Raw genomic sequence first — 16,235 nt, forward strand, 5'->3', positions numbered from 1 at the left:
GAAATGTGACTGCTGAAAACTTTGTCCTGCCAAGGCGGCTGGACTGGCGCAACCTCAACACCCTCTGGGGATCCCTGTTGGCCGAAACCTTGAGTCGGCTGGGTTGCCGTTTGGCGGTGGTGTGTCCGGGATCCCGCTCAGCCCCTCTTACCTACGCCCTGGCCCAGCACCCCGACATCGAGGCAATTCCCGTGCTGGATGAGCGGTCGGCAGCCTTTTTTGCTCTGGGGTTGGCCCAGCAAACCCGGCAGCCCATCCCCCTGGTGTGTACTTCTGGCAGTGCTGGCGCTCACTTTTTCCCAGCTCTCATCGAGGCGGCAGAAAGTGGCTGGCCGCTTTTGGTTTTGACGGCGGATCGGCCCCCGGAGCTGCGCCACTGCCGCGCCGGCCAAGCGATTGACCAGGTGAAGCTCTACGGCCATTACCCCAACTGGCAGGCGGAGTTGGCCCTGCCCAGCGCGGATCCAGAAGCCCTGGCCTACCTGCGCCAGACCCTGGTTCACGCCTGGGAGCGCACCCTTTACCCTTTTCCCGGCCCGGTGCATTTAAATGTGCCTTTCCGGGATCCCTTGGCTCCCATTGCCGATGGCAGCACTGCGCCGCTGCTCCATCTACAGGAAGATCCGGAGTTCGAGAAGACCTTTTTTCGTGGGGTTGCTCCTCCATGCACCGGCTCTTCCTTGCAGGCGGTGCGGAGCCCTTTTCAGACGGAGACGGTTTCTTTTTGGCAGGAGTGGCGCAGCTGTGAGCGGGGGGTGATCTTGGCGGGGCCGGCTCAACCGCTGGATCCCCAGCGTTATGTGGAGGCAGTGGCCCGTTTGGCGACAGCTTTGGGCTGGCCGGTGCTGGCGGAGGGGCTTTCTCCCCTGCGCAACTACGCTTCCCTCAACCCCTATCTCATCACCACCTACGACCTCATCCTGCAGCGGGATCGGCCCCAGCTTTGGCCGCAGCAAGTCATCCAACTGGGATCCCTGCCCACCAGCAAAGCGCTGCGGCAAACCCTGGCCAAGGTTGCTCCCCGCGTTTGGCGGTTGGATCCCCGTCCCGACAATGGGGATCCCCTGCACAACCCCACCACCCATTTGCCTTTTGCCGTAGAGGAGTGGGTCGCCGGGATCCCAGAAGCACCGGCCAAGCAAACAACTTTTCTGCAGGGCTGGCTGACAGCGGAAGCGCAAATCCGGACCGCCTTAGACCAGGCTATGGCTGACCTGCCGGAGTGGTTTGAGGGTAGGATAGCCTGGTGGCTGGCCCGCCACCTGCCGCCAGAGACGCCGCTATTCATTGCCAACAGCACGCCGGTGCGGGATGTGGAGTGGTTTTGGCCCCCCAACGACCGCCGCATCCGTCCCTACTTCAATCGCGGCACCAACGGCATCGATGGCCTTCTCTCTACCGCCTTCGGGGTGGCCCACCGGCAGCGCCCGACGGTGTTGCTAACCGGGGATCTGGCCTTTTTGCACGACTGCGGCGGCCTGCGGCTTGGCCCTCACCTGCAGGGATCCCTGACCATTCTCCTCATCAACAACCAGGGGGGTGGGATTTTCGAGCTGCTGCCCATTGCTGAAGTGGGCCGTCAAGGGCCAGATCCGCCCTTTGAGCCCTACTTTGCTACTCCCCAGTCGGTGGATCTTGCCCTCCTCTGCCAAGCCCACGGCATTCCCCACCGGCGGGTGGAAAGCTGGCAGGAGCTGGCCCAAGCTTTGGATCCCTTGCCTGCCCAAGGGGTGCGGGTGTTGGAGATCCTTACGGATCGCAAGGCCGATGCTCGGCGGCGGCGGCAGTGGTTTCAGCAGGGGTCTGAGCGGTCATCCAGGCGGTAACCCGATCCCAGATCTGCTCCGGCAGATCCTCGACCTCGCAGTCCAGCCACTGGATCCCTGGCAGGGCCCGGAACCAGGTCATCTGCCGCTTGGCAAATTGGCGGGTGCGCCGCACAATCAGGGGCTGCAGCTCGGCTTCCGGGATCCGCCCCTCCAGGTAAGCGCCGATCTCCGCATAGCCCAAGGTCTGCAAGAGGGGTAAGTCTGGCCCGTAGCGCTCCCGCAGGGTTTTCACCTCCTCGATCCACCCCCGCTCCATCATCTCCGCCGTGCGCCGGGCAATGCGTTGTTCCAAACGGGGCATTGGGCAGCGCAGCCCCAGGATCAAGATGGGGTAATGGGGGGGATGAGCCCGCCTTAGGCTGGAAGCCGGCTTCCCAGTGGCGTAAACGATCTCCAAAGCCCTCAGCGTGCGCACCGCGTCATGGGGATGAATGTGCTGGGCGGCAACGGGATCCAACTGCTGCAGCCAGGCGTAGCGGATCTCAGGGGGCCAAGTTTCCAGTTGTCTTCTCAGTTGGGGCTGCGGAGGTACCGCAGGGATCCCCAGGCCGGAGGTTACCGACTGGATGTAGAGACCGGTGCCCCCCACCAAGATGGGAGTCTGTCCCTGCCGATGGGCCTCGGCGATGCGGGCTTGGGCCGCCTGCTGAAACTCGGCCACCGTGTAGGTGTGGCGGGGATCCACAAAGTCAATCAGCTCGTGGGGCCAGAGAGCCCGCTCAGCAGGGGTGGGCTTGGCCGTGCCGATGTCAAACTCGCGGTAGACCTGGCGGGAGTCCGCATTCAACAACGGGGATCCCAGCCGTTGGGCCAAAAGCAGTGCCTGTCGAGATTTCCCGGTGGCCGTGGGGCCGGCAATGACGATCACTCCCGGCCATCCTGGCCGGTCGGAAGCTGCTGCAGCGGGAATGCCATTCTCGAGGGTAATGCGCATTCGCTACCCAAACCATCGGCAGGGCAGACTGGCAAGCAACTTTCCTCAGAGACCAGATTAAGATTCTCGAAGAACCTTGTCTCTTTGGGTTAGGATCGGCTACTTACTACCCTGCTTTTTTGCTGTGCTGATCTCATCCTACATTCCTGCTTCGACGGTTTTGAGGGGCAATGGGCCACAGCCGCAGCCAGTGGCGCAGTTTTTACCTCTCCGGCTAGAGCTGTTCGCAAGGCGCGGCCTCAGCCAGATTGGACGGGCAATTGGAACAGGGTTGCTGATGGCTATGCTCATAGGTGTCCCTTGCCCGGCGCTGGGGGAAACCTTGGTGCTCAAGCAGGGAGAAGTGCGCACTCTGCCCCTGCTGCAAACCCGGGCCCGGCTGCCCTTGCAAATGGAAATGCTCTATCTGGGCATGGTCGAGGAGCGCTTCTTGAGCTACGCCCGCGCCAACAATTGGGAGACCATTTCCAGCGACCGGGAGGATCCCCGCTGGAGCCGCTGGCAACTGCGTCCTGGGGGGGAGGCTCTTTATCTGCCCGATTCTCCCCCGTCCCAGAATTCCTCGGAGCCGCCCATCTACGCCCGTGGGTTTTATGTGCAAGCCTATTTTGTCGGCGGGCGCCTGGCGGGGATGCACCTGATTCGCAACCCTGAAGAGCCGGGCTTCAACTTGACAGCCCTGCAAAGGGTGATCCGCGCCTGGTTTCCCGATAATCGCCTGATGTTGTATTACCAAGTGTTGCCAGAGGATCCCGAGCAGCAGGTGCTGGGCGCCTATCTGGGCACCATTCCTCCCCCCTACCTTGCCGATATTCGGCGCAACCGCGTGCCTTTTTGTCAGACTTTTCTCAGCCCCACTTCGCCGCAGCCGATCATCCCACCCTCCGTCGATGGGCCTCCCCATTGCCTGGGCACAACTGCCGTCAACAGCGGGACGGGGCCTTACGCTGCCCAGAAAGAGGCTGCTGCTTTGCGCTAAAGGCACGTGAGGAGTTGGCTCAGCGCAGCGCTGGGGTCAAGCCGGATTTCAGTAAGGGAGCAGTTTCCTTCAAAATGAACTGTCACCTTAAACTGTCACCAGCTCGGGACGGCGGCTGTTGCGAATGCTGCGAATGGCTTCTGCATAGTCTTTGGCCTTGAACACTGCCGAACCGGCCACAATGGCATTGGCTCCTGCTTCAATCACCTGCCAAGCGTTGCTGGCTTTGATGCCGCCATCCACCTCGATCCAGGGATCCAGGCCGCGCTCATCACACATGGCCCGTAACTGGCGAATTTTGGGCACCACTGCTGGAATAAAGCTCTGGCCGCCAAAGCCGGGGTTGACACTCATGATCAACACCAGATCCACCAGATCCAGCACGTATTGGATCAGCTCCAAAGGGCTGGCCGGATTGAGCACCACGCCCGCTTGCTTGCCCAGATCCTTGATTTGGCTGAGGGTGCGGTGCAGGTGAATGGTGGAGCTGGACTCTGCGTGCACGGAAATAATGTCGGCCCCTGCCTTGGCAAAATCCGCCACATAGTTCTCCGGCTCTACAATCATCAGGTGGACGTCCAGGGGCTTGGCCGTCACCGGGCGCAGGGCTTCCACCACCAACGGGCCGATGGTGATGTTGGGCACAAAGCGGCCATCCATCACATCCACATGGATCCAGTCGGCCCCCGCCTCATCCACTGCCCGTACTTCCTCCCCCAACCGGCTGAAATCGGCTGAAAGGATGGAAGGGGCGATCACAATCGGCTTTTGCCCAGAGGTCGCTGACGGCTGCACCATGGTGAGTCCTGGGGATTGAAAACAGAGAAACGGAGAAACCTGCTCCTCTATGGTACGGGGTTTGATCCCCTTTGCAAAGCGTCATATCCCCTCTCAGCTTGGCACTCAAGGCTCCAGGGGGGACGTGGACTCTGGCGACAGGATCCCGTTCGCGTTGGCGGAACGGAGTCCTTTCAAGCTCGCATCGCCGGGCCACAGACCCTGCAAGACTTGGGCAACACGGTGCCAGGGATCTAGCCGTTCCGTTCGCGTTGGCGGGACGGAGCCCTTGCTGCTTTGAGGCTCTGGAGAAGACTGCTCAGAGGGGGCGGGATCCCTTTCCTCCAGCCTCAGGGAAAGCTGCTGCAACTGCATGTAGATGCTGTTCACGGCCAGCATGGCCAAGACCGTGCCAAAAAACTTGGTGCGGGATCCCATGGGCCAACCCCTGTGCGAAAACAAAGATACGGTTGTCGCGGGTGCGCTAGCTCCACCTTAGCTTACGGGTTTGGCTTGCCGTTCGGAGAAAATATTGATGTTCGCGTCGGCCTTGCAAAGCCCCACGGTCAAGATTTCCCAACAAGACAATGACTGCCCCCCAAAAGCCAACCTATCATCACCTGCACACCGCCCTTTGGGTGAGCGATCTGGCCAGAGCCGAACATTTTTACGGAACGGTGCTTGGGATCCCCAAGGTGGAACGGTTGCCGTTTGACTTTCCCGGCGCTTGGTATCAAGTGGGTTCCTCCCAAATTCATTTAATCGTGGCCGAGGAGCCGATGGATCCACGGCAGCGAAGCGGAACGGGATCCTCAAAGTGGGGGCGTAATCCCCATGTGGCGCTGGGGGTAGATGACTTGGAAGCGGTGAAGGCTCGCCTGCGGCAGGAAGGGTATGAGGTGCAACCGAGCGCTTCCGGGCGAGCGGCAGTGTTCGTCCGGGATCCCGACGGGAATGTGATAGAGCTCAGCTCCATTAGCCCAACCTAGCCATGAGCCCTCTCCCCCCAGCAATACCGCCCGTTGCCACCGCGCTGCCTACCGATAGGGATCCCTGTTGCCGGTTCGACCCGGCCATCAGCTTGGTTAGTTCCGCGCAGATGCAGCGCCTTGAGGGGCAGATCTTCTCTGCCGGCATGCCCGTTGCCGCTCTGATGGAGAAGGTGGGGCTGGCCGTTGTTGCTCAGTTGCAGAAGGATTTTCCGCAAGCCCAGCGCATTGGCATCCTCTGCGGGACAGGGCACAACGGTGGCGATGGGTTGGTGGTCGGGCGGGAGCTATGGCTGGCCCAAAAGTCGGTGAAGGTGTGGCTGGGCAAGCCAGAACTCAAGCCCCTAACGACAGACCACGCCCGCTATCTCAAGGCGCTGGGGGCAGAGTTTGTGGAGAGTCTTGAAGAGCTGGCCGATTGCGATTTGCTCATCGATGCCCTGTTTGGGATCGGTCTGAACCGGCCTTTGGGGGAGCCTTGGGCGGGGGCGGTGGGGTGGGCCAATGGCAGTGGGATCCCCATCCTCAGCCTGGATTTGCCGTCTGGCCTCAACGACCAAACCGGGGAAGTCTGGGGCTGCTGCATTCGCGCCAGCCATACCTATACCCTTGGCCTTTGGAAACGGGGGTTGTGGCAGGAAGCGGCTCTGCCTTGGGTGGGACGGCTGCGCCGCATCGAGTTCGGGATCCCCCCTTGGGCCTACCCAGAGGTGGAGGTTCCCCGGTTGTTGCTGCGGCCTTGGCAGCACTTTCCCGCGGATCCCCCTTTGGATACCCACAAATACCGCCAGGGATCCCTGCTAGGGGTGGCAGGCTCGGCGGCCTATGCCGGGGCGGCCCTGTTGGCGGGGCTGGGATCCCGCGCCAGTGGGGTGGGTATGGTGACGATGGCGGTGCCGGCGGAGTTGAAAGGAGTGATCCACAGCGCCCTGCCGGAAGTCTTGGTCTATGCCTGGGAGGGGATCCCCGCTTTGCCCCAGGTGGCCGAGAAACCCTTTCAGGCGGTGGCCGTGGGGCCGGGCTTGGGAGAAACCCGCTTACCGCTGCTGGAACTCCTGCTGCGGGATTGGGCCGGGATCCCCTGGGTTATCGATGCCGATGGCCTCAATGCTCTGGCGGAGATGGGGGTAGAGCGCCTGCCAGAAAACGGGATCCAAGCCATTCTCACCCCCCACCTGGGGGAATTTCGGCGGCTCTTTCCAGGGATCCCGCTTGGGGATCGCATCGAGGCAGCCCAAAGGGCGGCAGCCCAGAGTGGAGCAGTGGTGGTTTTGAAAGGGGCGCGGACGGTGATCGCCTCTCCGACTGGGGAATGCTGGGTGAACCCGGAGAGCACACCGGCTTTGGCCCGCGGTGGCAGCGGCGATGTCTTGACTGGCCTGATTGGTGGCCTGGTGGCCCGCCGAACGGCCCAAGTGGGTCGGCCCTTGGAGATTGCTGAGCTGCTCAGTTGCGCCTGTGCCGGGGTGTGGTGGCATGCCCAAGCGGCTATCCAGCTGGCGCGGGAACGCGGTCTAACAGGGGTGGATCCGGCCCACCTGGCGGAGCACCTGCCCAAGGCGCTGCAGAGCCTGCGGGAGCAAGGGTGAAGGAAGGAGCTGCAAAACCCAGCCTAGGGTTTCAGGAACCCCAGGGCCAACCCCAAGAAAATGAACAGGCCAAAGCCAATCCGATAGACGATGAACAGCCAGGTGCTGCTGCGCTGCAAAAACTGAATCAGCCAATCGATAGAGAGATAGGAAAAGACAAAAGCAGAAAGAGTGCCCAACCCCTGCGACAGCAGCGCCTCTGCCCTGAACTCAGAGATCAACTCTTCTACCCCCGCCAAAAAGAGCGCCGGGATCCCCAGCAAGAAGGAGTAGCGAGCGGCAGCCGGGCGTTGCAAATGGAGAAACAGCCCTGCCGTCAGCGTCGAGCCGGAGCGCGACACCCCAGGGATCAGGGACAAAGCTTGGGCCAGCCCCACCCAGATCCCATCCCCAATGCCCAAGCTGTGAAGGTCTCGCTGGCGTTTGCCCGTTTGCTCTGCCCAGCCCAACAACAAAGCCAAGCCAATGGCTGCAGTGGCGATCACCCACAACTGGCGGGGTGGGGATCCCCAAATGGCCTTGATGGCCCACCCCACTACCACAATCGGCACCGTTCCCACCAAGATCCCGACCGACAGCCGCCAAGGCTCCTGCTGGAAATCTCGTTCTCGCCAGGCTTTCCAGGAGCCCAGGAGCAACTGGCGCAGGTCAGAGGCAAAGTAGATCAGCACCGCCCCCAAACTGCCCAACTGGATCACCGCCGTAAACGAAGCTCCCGCATCCGGCCACCCCACCAAAGCCGGAAACACCCGCAGATGGGCCGTGCTGCTAATGGGCAGAAATTCGGTGATCCCTTGCACCATGCCCAAAATTAGAGCCTGCCACCAATTGGGATACCAAGTGTCAGCAAGCAACAAGGTAAACACTCCCCCACCCAAACTTGCCGGATTTGCACAATCCCCATTCTTAGAAAAACTCAGAACTCCGGCTTTTTCCAGCAGCCCATACCACGGCGAACAAACACTTGCAGAGGGATCCCACCCCAACTGGCCGGGAACTTGGGTGTCGCTGTCCCAGACCCGCAAAAGGGCTGTGCCTATAGGATCGCCGCAAAGATCAACAGTAGGTCAGATCATCGGGTCAATAGATCAGAAGCCAATCCGCTCTGGGTCTTCAATGGTAATCAGCCAGTTGCCCACATTCCGGAAGAGGGGGTTGGGTTCCGTACCCCGTACCCGCGCCTCCACACGGTAGATACCGGCAGATGAAGGGTTGCGCACGTTGGAGAGCACCAGACGGATCTCCTGACCGGCAGCAATGGGTTGACGGGCCACCACCTCTAGAGAGCGAAACTCCTCGTTCCAGTACACTTGATCCAGCTCTACAGGCCGGCCTTCTACCTCCAGGCGGACACTTTCCGGATCGATGCGGCCATCGAAATTCCTGTCCCCGTTGATCTGCACTTCTGCCACCGCCACATTCTGGGGGGGAATGGTCAGGCGATAGCGATCCAAACGACTGCGAACCCCGCCAAAATCGAGCCGGTAGCTAAGAACAGGCACCCCCTCACTGCCGGTGATCACCAAACCCGACTGCGCCTCTGCAGAATGGGGCACCATCAGGGATCCCAGGCTCCCCATCACCAGAACCGCCAAGGCCAGCCTCATGCCTCGCCGGGCAAGGCCAAGTTCCTGCGAACATTTCCCTGCTCTCATCACTGCTCTCAACACCCAAACCTCCGCTGGTTGAAACACCTCAGCACCTTCAAAGCTCACTAGCGCGGCCTGTAGACAGCCTGACCGATGGCAAGCAAGGCCGACGCCTCGCCGTCCATTGTAGAGGATGGGATCCCCTCTACCGAGAGAGCTTAAGGCTTATCGAGGTGCGGAAGTGCGTAGTTCGTCCAGGATCCCAGACAAAAACTTTGGGCCGCCACACCCACGGTGCAGCTCCCACGCAACGCTGATTGCGACCACAAGGTGACCTTCGGTGGATTGGCCCTCGCCCTTCTACGGCTTCACTTGAGGAAACTCAGCACCCCCACCCCGATCACCATCAGCACCCAGAGCAGGGATCCCACCAAAATCACATTCTTGGCCCGGCTCCAGTCGCTGGCTGAGCTGTAGAGCACTGGCACCGCCACCACCAAGAGCAAGCTGTAAAGCACCAACACCAACAAAGCAATTTGGAAAACGAGCATCATCTTGCGGATCCCTCACAAAAGTCTTGTCTTGGATAAAAGCTCCCGGTAACACCGGATGGCAGCAGGATAAATAGGATGACGCTCTGACTATACCAAAATAGGATCCCTCCCAAGGCCAGATCCGTTGAGGCGGCTGATGGATTCATCTAGACACAGGCTGGAGGCGGAAGGGGTTAAAGTCGGTTGCCACATCGAAGTAGTCTTCTTGTTCTTGCTGCTTTAGCCAGCCGGTAATGGCATAGGTCAGGGGCGTGAACGCCGCCTCAACGGCACACTTGAACACATAGTTGGAGAGTATTAAGCTGCCCAGGCCAGGGAACACCCCCCAGAAGGCCAAGGTGACAAACAGTCCAGTATCCACCGCTTGGCCCACCAGGGTAGAGCCGATGGTGCGTGTCCACAGCCACCGTCCCCGCGTCCACACCTTCATGCGGGCCAGTACATAGGCGTTGGCAAAGCTGCCTCCCCAATAGGCGATTAAGCTGGCCAGCACAAGGCGGGGCGTCAGGCCCAGAATCTGGTCGTAGGCTTCTTGATAGGGCCAGTCGGGGGCGGCCGGCAGGGATCCCACGATCATGAATGTCACCGACATGAGGGCCGCCGAGAGAAATCCCAGCCAGATCACCCGTCGCGAGCGGGCATAGCCATAGACTTCGGTGAGGATGTCGCCAAAGATATAGCTGAGGGGGAAGAGAATGGTGCCCCCGTCAAAGGTAAAGGGCCCCAGAAGAACGATCTTGGTCGAGGCAATGTTGGAAATCAGCAGCACGGCCACAAATAGAGCCGTCACCGCATCTAGGTGTCGATAAGCTCGCTCAAAAACCCTCTCAGACATCAGGATCCTCCTAGAAGTTTACGGATCTGTCGCAGCTCCTTGACGATCAAGGCCAAACCCTGGGCATGTCGCTCCACTTCGCCGGCGAGCTTGCTGATCTGGGCCTCCAGATTGCTGCTGCGGGATTCCTGACGCGCCAGGCATTGGTTGATCCCAGAAAGCCGCGCCACCACCTCCCGCTGGATCAAGTTTTCCGTACCTTGAATCAGCAGCGTCTCGATGGCGGTGAGCCGGTTCAGAATCAGTTGGGTGTTGGTTTCGGATCCCGGCTCCGGTGCAGCGGCAGGGGCAACCTGGAGGACCTTTTGGATAAGAGCCAAAAGGGCATCTGCCTCAAACGGTTTCTCGATGAAATCAAAATCGACAAAGGGCTCAGGAATGCGGGCAGTCACCTGTTCCTTCAGCCCCGACATCATGATGATAGGAGTATTTTTCAGACTGTCTTCGCGGCGGATGGCCTGCAAGGTGTCGTAGCCATCCATCTTGGGCATGACAAAATCCAGCAGGATCAGGTCGGGGTGATGTTTTTTGGCCGCTTCCAAACCTGTCAAGCCGTCTTTGGCCTCCAGCACTTGGAACTGATCGGCCAAGATGCTGGCCACCATCTTGCGAATCATGATGCTATCGTCAATGACCAACACCGTCTTGGTTGTCATGCTGAGGCGCTCCCTCTTCCCATTATCAAATCAACCTGATCAGCCCCTTCCTCCAGCTCATAGGGCAATCGGGGACATCCTTTTGAGGACACCACTAGAGTACTCCCCTGCTTGGCCAGATGGGGTGTGCTCAGGGATCCAATTCCGCCAGGTTTTCCCCGCGCCCAGCGGCTGCCGGCCCGGCGTGGCCGCCTTGCTATAATTAAGTGTAAACAAACGTTAAGCCTTCATTCTTCATTCGCACCTTGCAGGGTTATGAGCCTACAACTAAGTCCTGAGCTGTCGCTGCCGATCCCATCTCCAGTCGGAGAAGCTGCCTACCGCGCTTTTCAGTGGGGCAAAAACATCTTCGGCTTTGCCCACAAAGCGCTCTCCACCCAAGCTTCAGATCTGATGCTCTCCGTGCTCAGGGATCTGCAAAGCTTCTCCTCCGGGAGGACCCCGCCGCCGCGGGCCAAGGTGCGGGTGAGCGCTGACACGCTACAGGTGTTGCGGGCCCGTTACGAACAACTCCTGCAAGCGGACTGGCAAGATGCTGAGGCAGGGTACTACCCTCACGCGCTCCTGTTCGACAACCCCTGGCTGGACTTTGCCCGCTATTACCCACAGGTGTGGTTGGATTTGCCGCAAATTACTCGGCGGGTTCACAGCAAGCGTTACCAAGAGTTTTCTCAAGACATCTCCACCGAGGGCTATCCGAAATACTACCTGCAAAATTTCCATTACCAAACCAACGGCTACCTGAGCGACAGCTCGGCTGAGCTTTATGACCTGCAGGTGGAGCTGCTGTTTGGGGGCACAGCGGACGCGATGCGCCGTCGGGTGATTCGCCTGCTCAAAGATGCCTTGGATCCCACCTTGGTCAGCCCCCACATCCTCGATGTAGCTTGTGGCACGGGGCGGATGCTGCGCCTACTGCGGGGATCCCTGCCCAAAGCAGCTTTGTATGGCCTGGATCTTTCTCCTGCCTATCTGCGCAAGGCCAACCGACTCTTGCAGGAGCTGCCGGGGGAACTGCCCCAGCTTATCCGCGCCAACGCCGAGGCCATGCCCTATGCCGACGCCACCTTCGATGCCGTTATCAGCGTTTTTCTCTTTCACGAGCTGCCCGGCCCAGCTCGGCAGAACGTTATCCACGAGATAAGTCGGGTGGTGAAGCCAGGGGGCGTGGTGGTCATCTGCGACTCAGTGCAACTGCTGGATTCGCCAGAGCTGAAGGAGACGATGGAAGCCTTTATGCAAACCTTCCACGAACCCTACTACCGCGACTATATCCACGACGATTTGGGGGCGCGCCTGCAGCAGGCAGGCTGTGCGGTGTTGCGCCGAGAAACTCACTATGTCAGCACCTACACCCTAGCCCGTAAAGGTTGAGCGCCCCTTCCACAAGCTTAAGAGAAGGAGTAAGTCGGCGGCCACTTGTCCAGAGGGTGTATAGTAGTTTTAGACACGAAACCTTGGATAAGAAGACGGGTCACTAACTGGATAACCCTTGGGTGCAAGTCCGTCTAAGATCTTTTTCTTGTGCTTAGGCTCATGTCTCACCCTCATGGATCCCTCCGCGCCGGCATTACTGCTCTCAAGCAGGAGCGCTACCTGGAGGCGATCAACCTTCTCGAGTCGTTCTGCTACTGCTGTTCCATCCAAGAGAGACAGGAGCACCGCCTGAGCGAGCGCAATGGCTCGAGGGCAAATCCGGAAGAATGCGTTTTGGCTCGTGTGGCTCTGATTATGGCTTATCAGGGCAGCGGCGACTTGGAGCGGTCAACCGCCCTCTGCCAAGAGCTGTTGGAGCAGAAGGAAACTCCTGAGTCCGCTCCTTGGGCTCGGGAATGGGCAGCTCAGGCTCTACCGACCCTCAAGCAGGCTTTAGAACACTCCATGCCCCCTGAGGAAGTGATGGCGCGGCTGCCCGTTCTCCAGCAGTTGGAAGACTGTCAGCCCCTGTGTAGCTCCCGCGATCCGGCCCCGCACCTGCTCAAATCTGCCCATCTCTAAAGGATAGAGCCAGAGCTCGCAGCGGAAGCCGTGGACGCCCGACTCTGGCCTTTACTCTTGCATAGTTTCACAGCTTGATAGTTTCACAGCGACCTAGCGATCTTAGTCTTATGTCTGCAGCCGAACTGGCCACCTATCATTTTGTCGTTGCCAGCCTGTCCTTCTTGCGTTCTGAGCCCCTGGAAGAGGTGTTGGAGGAGCGTCGTCGATACTGCGAGGAGCACCATCACCCTGTCGATTTCTTCTGGGTGCCGCAGCCGGCCTTCATGGAGGCTCCAGAGTTAAAGCCCCTGCGGGACAAGTTGAAGGAGCCCCTGGGGGCAGTGGTATCCACCAACGCGGATTTTATTCGTTGGCTGAGCCTGCGCTTAACCTTTGTAGAGAAGGGCAGCTTTGTGGCTCCCAGCGAGTCGATCCCGGATCCCTTGCGCTCTCTATCTGCCGCAGAAGGATAAGCCTGCCGATTCCCAAGATTTGAATGGGTGGATTCGAGGACAGGCCAAGATAAGATCGGGGCACCTTGTTTCTGCTTTCGTCTGCTGACGTCCGTTGGGGCATCGACGTCGGGGAAATGGGCAGGTCACCTGGGGAGCATCATGACTTGGGAGCAACGATGGGATTGGCCACAAGGAGGGGCAGGGATCTGCCACCCCAGTTCCCCTCTCTGGGATCTACCTGCATCAACGCCAAGTTGGGGACTGAAGTCAGAAGCTCTCTCGCCTGAGCCGACAGCAAGCTCCACCCTCAGCTTGCTGGAGCCTTCTTCCGGGGATCCCTTGCCAGAGCCACCCCCTGAGGATCCCGAAAAGGGGCAAAAAGCAGAGAAGGAAGATCAAGGTCTGTCTGAGCCGGGCCTGAGCAACTTTGTAACCGTGCTGCGCCGGCGCAATTTCCTGCTGCTGTGGATGGGGCAGGTGTGTTCGCAGTTGGCGGACAAGGTGTTGTTGGTGCTGCTGATTGGGTTGGTTGCCCGCGAATTTCAGCCGGAAGGGGCTTCCATCAGCGGTCAGGTTTCGGCCATCATGCTGGCTTTTACGCTGCCGGCGATGCTACTGGGCAGCCTGGCGGGGGTGTTTGTGGATCGCTGGCTAAAAAAAGGAGTGTTGGTGCTCTCCAACCTGGCGCGTGGGATCCTAGTGCTGCTGTTGCCGCCGCTGCTCTGGCTCACTGCCGGGCGCGACCTTTGGCCGGGGATCCCCTTGGGGTTTGCGGGGCTGTTGCTGGTGAGCTTTGCCGTCTCGGTTCTGACCCAGTTTTTTGCTCCTGCCGAGCAGGCGACTTTGCCCCTGATCCTGCCGAAGCGAGAGCTGCTGGCGGCCAACTCCCTGTACACCACCACGATGATGGCTTCGCTGATCGTCGGGTTTGCCGTGGGGGAGCCGCTGTTAACCCTGGCAGATCGTTGGGTACGCTATTGGTTGCCGGGCTGGGAAGTGGGGCCGGAGCTGTTGGTGGGGGGAGCCTACCTCTTGGCGGGATCCCTGCTGTTGCTGCTACAACCCCATGAGAAGCTAGAGCCCCGGCGTTGGAAAGTCCCCCACCTCTGGGAAGATCTCCGCTTGGGCCTGCAATATGTCAGCCAGATGCCCCTGATCCGAGCTGCCTTGGTGCAGGTGGTGGTGCTCTACTCGCTGTTTGCGGCGCTGGCAGTGTTGGCGGTGCGCATGGCCGAAGTGATGGCAGAGCTGAAGCCGGATCAGTTCGGGGTGTTGTTGGCCGCTGCTGGCCTAGGCATGGGGATCGGCGCCTTTTGGGTGGGCCATACGGGCCGACGGGTGAGCCGCCGCGCCTGGGTTGGCCTGGGATCCCTGCTGCTCTGTGGGGCTCTGGCAGCCCTCTCCTGGACGACCCACTGGTTGCTGCCCAGCTTGGGCTGGATTGCCCTGTTGGGCTGTGGCGGGGCTTTGGTGGCGGTGCCGATGCAAACCTTGATCCAAGAGGAAACGCCTGACCATCTGCGAGGCAAGATCTTTGGGCTCCAGAACAACGCCGCCAACATTGCCCTCAGTTTGCCGCTGGTGTTCACGGGATTGGCAGAAGCCCGCCTTGGCCTTCCCTGGATGTTTGTGGCCCTGTCTGTTCTGGCGGGGCTGGCGGGGCTGTACACCTGGAGCCTATTGGGCAGAGAGGTCTCGTAAATCCTGCCGCAGCGCGAGGTTGGATATCCTCTTCCGAGGGGACGGGCCAAGGCAGGAGCTAACTCTGCTACTCTTGTAGAGGCTTGAGCATCGAGACTCCCTTTGCAGCTCAGCGTTTCAGCTCCGCGGGGATCCGCCCATGCACATCGCCTGGATAGGCAAAAAGACACCTTTCTGTGGCAACGTCACCTATAGCCGCGAGATGACCAACGGCCTTTTGGATCGAGGGCATCAAGTGAGCTTTTTTCACTTCACCAACGAGGGCCAACCGCCCGCCCTGGATCCTGGAGGTGAAGGCTGGAGGGCGGAGCTGGATCGTCGAGACGTTTCCCTCCCCTGTCTGTACAAGTCGCAGATTTACACGATCCCGGCCCCCAACGCCAAGCGGTTGCTCACCCAGGCCCTCAAGGAATTGCAGCCGGATCTGGTGCATGCCTCCTTGACCATTTCTCCCATCGACTTTGTGTTGCCGGAGATCTGCGCTGAGCTCAACCAGCCGCTGGTGGCTACTTTCCACCCTGCCTTCGACCGACGGCGGCGCAACATCGCCTCTCGCACCCAATACTTGGCCTACCAGCTCTACGCACCGTGTTTGGCCAACTATCACCGCACCATCGTCTTCTCGGAAACGCAGCGGGAGATCTTGGTCAAGCTGGGGGTGCGCCCCCAACAGGTGGTGGTCATTCCCAATGGTGTGGATGTGGACAAGTATGCGCCTGGGCCCTCCACCCTCAAACAGCGGTTGGGACTGGAGCGGATCTTCGTCTATCAGGGGCGGGTTTCGCCGGAGAAAAACCTGGAGGCCCTGCTCAAGGCTTGGAAACACTCCCAAATGGGGGAGAAGTGTGGTCTGCTGATCGTGGGGGATGGGCCGCTGCTCAACACCCTCAAGCCCTTCTACACCCTTCAACATGGGATCCACTGGCTGGGCTATATTGCCGACGAGCAGCAGCGCATCGAGATCTTGCGAGGAGCCGATGTGTTTATTTTGCCCTCTTTAATCGAGGGGCTCTCTTTGTCCCTGTTGGAGGCGATGGCCTGTGGGCTGGCAGCAGTGGCCACCGATGTGGGTGCCGATGGCGAGGTTTTGGCCGATGGAGCCGGGATCCTGCTGGATCCGACACGGGTGACGGCGGAGCTGCAAACGCTGTTGCCTTTGCTGCGGGATCAACGGGAGTTTACCCAACTGCTGGGGATGAAGGCCCGCCAGCGGGTGCTGGAGCGCTATACCCTCAGCCACAACCTCAGCCAGGTGGAACAGCTCTACCGAGAGCTGTGCCAGGGATCCCGTCAGCATCGCTGGGTGTGAGGGATAAGTGTGATGAAGCTTGTGATATTTTTGCTAAGCTGTTTCGTTACGTTTCCAAG

Annotated in this window: 17 protein-coding genes; 9 read left to right on the top strand and 8 right to left on the bottom strand. The window is 60.0% G+C overall.

Features of this window, described 5'->3' with window-relative positions:
* Positions 1-5: 5 nt before the first annotated feature.
* The gene (gene menD / locus NW805_RS06735) at positions 6-1,826 is read left to right on the top strand and encodes a 2-succinyl-5-enolpyruvyl-6-hydroxy-3-cyclohexene-1-carboxylic-acid synthase (RefSeq protein ID WP_414422049.1); all 1,821 of its coding nucleotides are present in this window, start codon (positions 6-8) and stop codon (positions 1,824-1,826) included.
* On the opposite strand, the gene miaA is transcribed toward menD, so the two are convergent.
* Entirely contained in the window at positions 1,750-2,763 is a 1,014-nt protein-coding gene (gene miaA, locus NW805_RS06740; RefSeq protein WP_414422050.1) for a tRNA (adenosine(37)-N6)-dimethylallyltransferase MiaA, read from the bottom strand. The genes menD and miaA overlap by 77 nt on opposite strands.
* Before the next feature lie 277 nt (positions 2,764-3,040).
* On the opposite strand from miaA, the gene NW805_RS06745 reads away from it, so the two are divergent.
* Positions 3,041-3,742, top strand: coding sequence for a hypothetical protein (locus NW805_RS06745; protein ID WP_414422051.1), 702 nt, complete (start codon positions 3,041-3,043; stop codon positions 3,740-3,742).
* An 87-nt stretch (positions 3,743-3,829) separates the two neighbouring features.
* Here the strand turns inward: NW805_RS06745 and rpe are convergent, their stop codons facing one another.
* A complete protein-coding gene (gene rpe / locus NW805_RS06750) occupies positions 3,830-4,540 on the bottom strand; it encodes a ribulose-phosphate 3-epimerase (RefSeq protein ID WP_011433633.1) in 711 nt (236 codons plus the stop codon).
* Between the two features lie 105 nt (positions 4,541-4,645).
* Entirely contained in the window at positions 4,646-4,957 is a 312-nt protein-coding gene (locus tag NW805_RS06755; protein ID WP_414383965.1) for a hypothetical protein, read from the bottom strand.
* Positions 4,958-5,106: 149 nt separating this feature from the next.
* On the opposite strand from NW805_RS06755, the gene NW805_RS06760 reads away from it, so the two are divergent.
* Positions 5,107-5,508 carry a VOC family protein gene (locus tag NW805_RS06760; RefSeq protein WP_414383963.1) on the top strand — a complete coding sequence of 134 codons (402 nt, stop codon included), beginning with the start codon at positions 5,107-5,109 and terminating at the stop codon, positions 5,506-5,508.
* Between the two features lie 2 nt (positions 5,509-5,510).
* Positions 5,511-7,097 carry an NAD(P)H-hydrate dehydratase gene (locus tag NW805_RS06765; RefSeq protein ID WP_414422052.1) on the top strand — a complete coding sequence of 529 codons (1,587 nt, stop codon included), beginning with the start codon at positions 5,511-5,513 and terminating at the stop codon, positions 7,095-7,097.
* A gap of 23 nt (positions 7,098-7,120) precedes the next feature.
* Here the strand turns inward: NW805_RS06765 and NW805_RS06770 are convergent, their stop codons facing one another.
* From NW805_RS06770 to NW805_RS06790, 5 genes are all read right to left on the bottom strand, one after another.
* Positions 7,121-7,954, bottom strand: coding sequence for an undecaprenyl-diphosphate phosphatase (locus NW805_RS06770; RefSeq protein ID WP_414422053.1), 834 nt, complete (start codon positions 7,952-7,954; stop codon positions 7,121-7,123).
* Between the two features lie 231 nt (positions 7,955-8,185).
* Positions 8,186-8,704 carry a DUF2808 domain-containing protein gene (locus tag NW805_RS06775; RefSeq protein ID WP_414418090.1) on the bottom strand — a complete coding sequence of 173 codons (519 nt, stop codon included), beginning with the start codon at positions 8,702-8,704 and terminating at the stop codon, positions 8,186-8,188.
* 350 nt (positions 8,705-9,054) lie between these two features.
* Positions 9,055-9,240: a photosystem II reaction center protein PsbZ gene (psbZ, locus tag NW805_RS06780; RefSeq protein ID WP_011433643.1), complete on the bottom strand. Its 186-nt coding sequence runs from the start codon at positions 9,238-9,240 to the stop codon at positions 9,055-9,057.
* A 142-nt stretch (positions 9,241-9,382) separates the two neighbouring features.
* Complete coding sequence (locus tag NW805_RS06785) at positions 9,383-10,075, bottom strand: queuosine precursor transporter (RefSeq protein WP_414329328.1); 693 nt, start codon at positions 10,073-10,075, stop codon at positions 9,383-9,385.
* Positions 10,075-10,731: a response regulator gene (locus tag NW805_RS06790; RefSeq protein WP_414422054.1), complete on the bottom strand. Its 657-nt coding sequence runs from the start codon at positions 10,729-10,731 to the stop codon at positions 10,075-10,077. Before NW805_RS06790 ends, NW805_RS06785 begins: the two co-directional genes overlap by 1 nt.
* Positions 10,732-10,986: 255 nt before the next feature.
* Here NW805_RS06790 and NW805_RS06795 point away from each other — a divergent pair, with 255 nt between their 5' ends.
* The 5 genes from NW805_RS06795 to NW805_RS06815 all read left to right on the top strand — a co-directional run bounded on the left by NW805_RS06795 (position 10,987) and on the right by NW805_RS06815 (position 16,176).
* Complete coding sequence (locus NW805_RS06795; RefSeq protein WP_414383955.1) at positions 10,987-12,105, top strand: class I SAM-dependent methyltransferase; 1,119 nt, start codon at positions 10,987-10,989, stop codon at positions 12,103-12,105.
* A 162-nt stretch (positions 12,106-12,267) separates the two neighbouring features.
* The gene (locus tag NW805_RS06800) at positions 12,268-12,729 is read left to right on the top strand and encodes a hypothetical protein (protein ID WP_414422055.1); all 462 of its coding nucleotides are present in this window, start codon (positions 12,268-12,270) and stop codon (positions 12,727-12,729) included.
* A gap of 110 nt (positions 12,730-12,839) precedes the next feature.
* Positions 12,840-13,184, top strand: a complete 345-nt coding sequence (locus NW805_RS06805) for an MgPME-cyclase complex family protein (protein ID WP_414383951.1) — start codon at positions 12,840-12,842, stop codon at positions 13,182-13,184.
* Between the two features lie 294 nt (positions 13,185-13,478).
* Complete coding sequence (locus tag NW805_RS06810) at positions 13,479-14,867, top strand: MFS transporter (RefSeq protein ID WP_414422056.1); 1,389 nt, start codon at positions 13,479-13,481, stop codon at positions 14,865-14,867.
* 139 nt (positions 14,868-15,006) lie between these two features.
* Positions 15,007-16,176 (top strand): glycosyltransferase family 4 protein, encoded by a 1,170-nt coding sequence (locus NW805_RS06815; protein WP_414342439.1) that lies wholly within the window; start codon positions 15,007-15,009, stop codon positions 16,174-16,176.
* Positions 16,177-16,235: the final 59 nt, after the last annotated feature.

The sequence above is a fragment of the Synechococcus sp. W60.1 genome (assembly GCF_047461575.1).
GTDB lineage: Bacteria > Cyanobacteriota > Cyanobacteriia > Thermostichales > Thermostichaceae > Thermostichus.

What these genes read in the sequence shown, in the direction of transcription:
- NW805_RS06795 (WP_414383955.1), top strand. Translation starts at nt 10,987, where the DNA reads ATGAGCCTACAACTAAGTCCTGAGCTGTCGCTGCCGATCCCATCTCCA.
- NW805_RS06800 (WP_414422055.1), top strand. Translation starts at nt 12,268, where the DNA reads ATGTCTCACCCTCATGGATCCCTCCGCGCCGGCATTACTGCTCTCAAG.
- NW805_RS06785 (WP_414329328.1), bottom strand. Translation starts at nt 10,075, where the DNA reads ATGTCTGAGAGGGTTTTTGAGCGAGCTTATCGACACCTAGATGCGGTG.
- NW805_RS06745 (WP_414422051.1), top strand. Translation starts at nt 3,041, where the DNA reads ATGGCTATGCTCATAGGTGTCCCTTGCCCGGCGCTGGGGGAAACCTTG.
- NW805_RS06815 (WP_414342439.1), top strand. Translation starts at nt 15,007, where the DNA reads ATGCACATCGCCTGGATAGGCAAAAAGACACCTTTCTGTGGCAACGTC.
- miaA (WP_414422050.1), bottom strand. Translation starts at nt 2,763, where the DNA reads ATGCGCATTACCCTCGAGAATGGCATTCCCGCTGCAGCAGCTTCCGAC.
- NW805_RS06805 (WP_414383951.1), top strand. Translation starts at nt 12,840, where the DNA reads ATGTCTGCAGCCGAACTGGCCACCTATCATTTTGTCGTTGCCAGCCTG.
- NW805_RS06755 (WP_414383965.1), bottom strand. Translation starts at nt 4,957, where the DNA reads ATGGGATCCCGCACCAAGTTTTTTGGCACGGTCTTGGCCATGCTGGCC.
- NW805_RS06760 (WP_414383963.1), top strand. Translation starts at nt 5,107, where the DNA reads ATGACTGCCCCCCAAAAGCCAACCTATCATCACCTGCACACCGCCCTT.
- rpe (WP_011433633.1), bottom strand. Translation starts at nt 4,540, where the DNA reads ATGGTGCAGCCGTCAGCGACCTCTGGGCAAAAGCCGATTGTGATCGCC.
- NW805_RS06765 (WP_414422052.1), top strand. Translation starts at nt 5,511, where the DNA reads ATGAGCCCTCTCCCCCCAGCAATACCGCCCGTTGCCACCGCGCTGCCT.
- NW805_RS06775 (WP_414418090.1), bottom strand. Translation starts at nt 8,704, where the DNA reads ATGAGGCTGGCCTTGGCGGTTCTGGTGATGGGGAGCCTGGGATCCCTG.
- psbZ (WP_011433643.1), bottom strand. Translation starts at nt 9,240, where the DNA reads ATGATGCTCGTTTTCCAAATTGCTTTGTTGGTGTTGGTGCTTTACAGC.
- NW805_RS06790 (WP_414422054.1), bottom strand. Translation starts at nt 10,731, where the DNA reads ATGACAACCAAGACGGTGTTGGTCATTGACGATAGCATCATGATTCGC.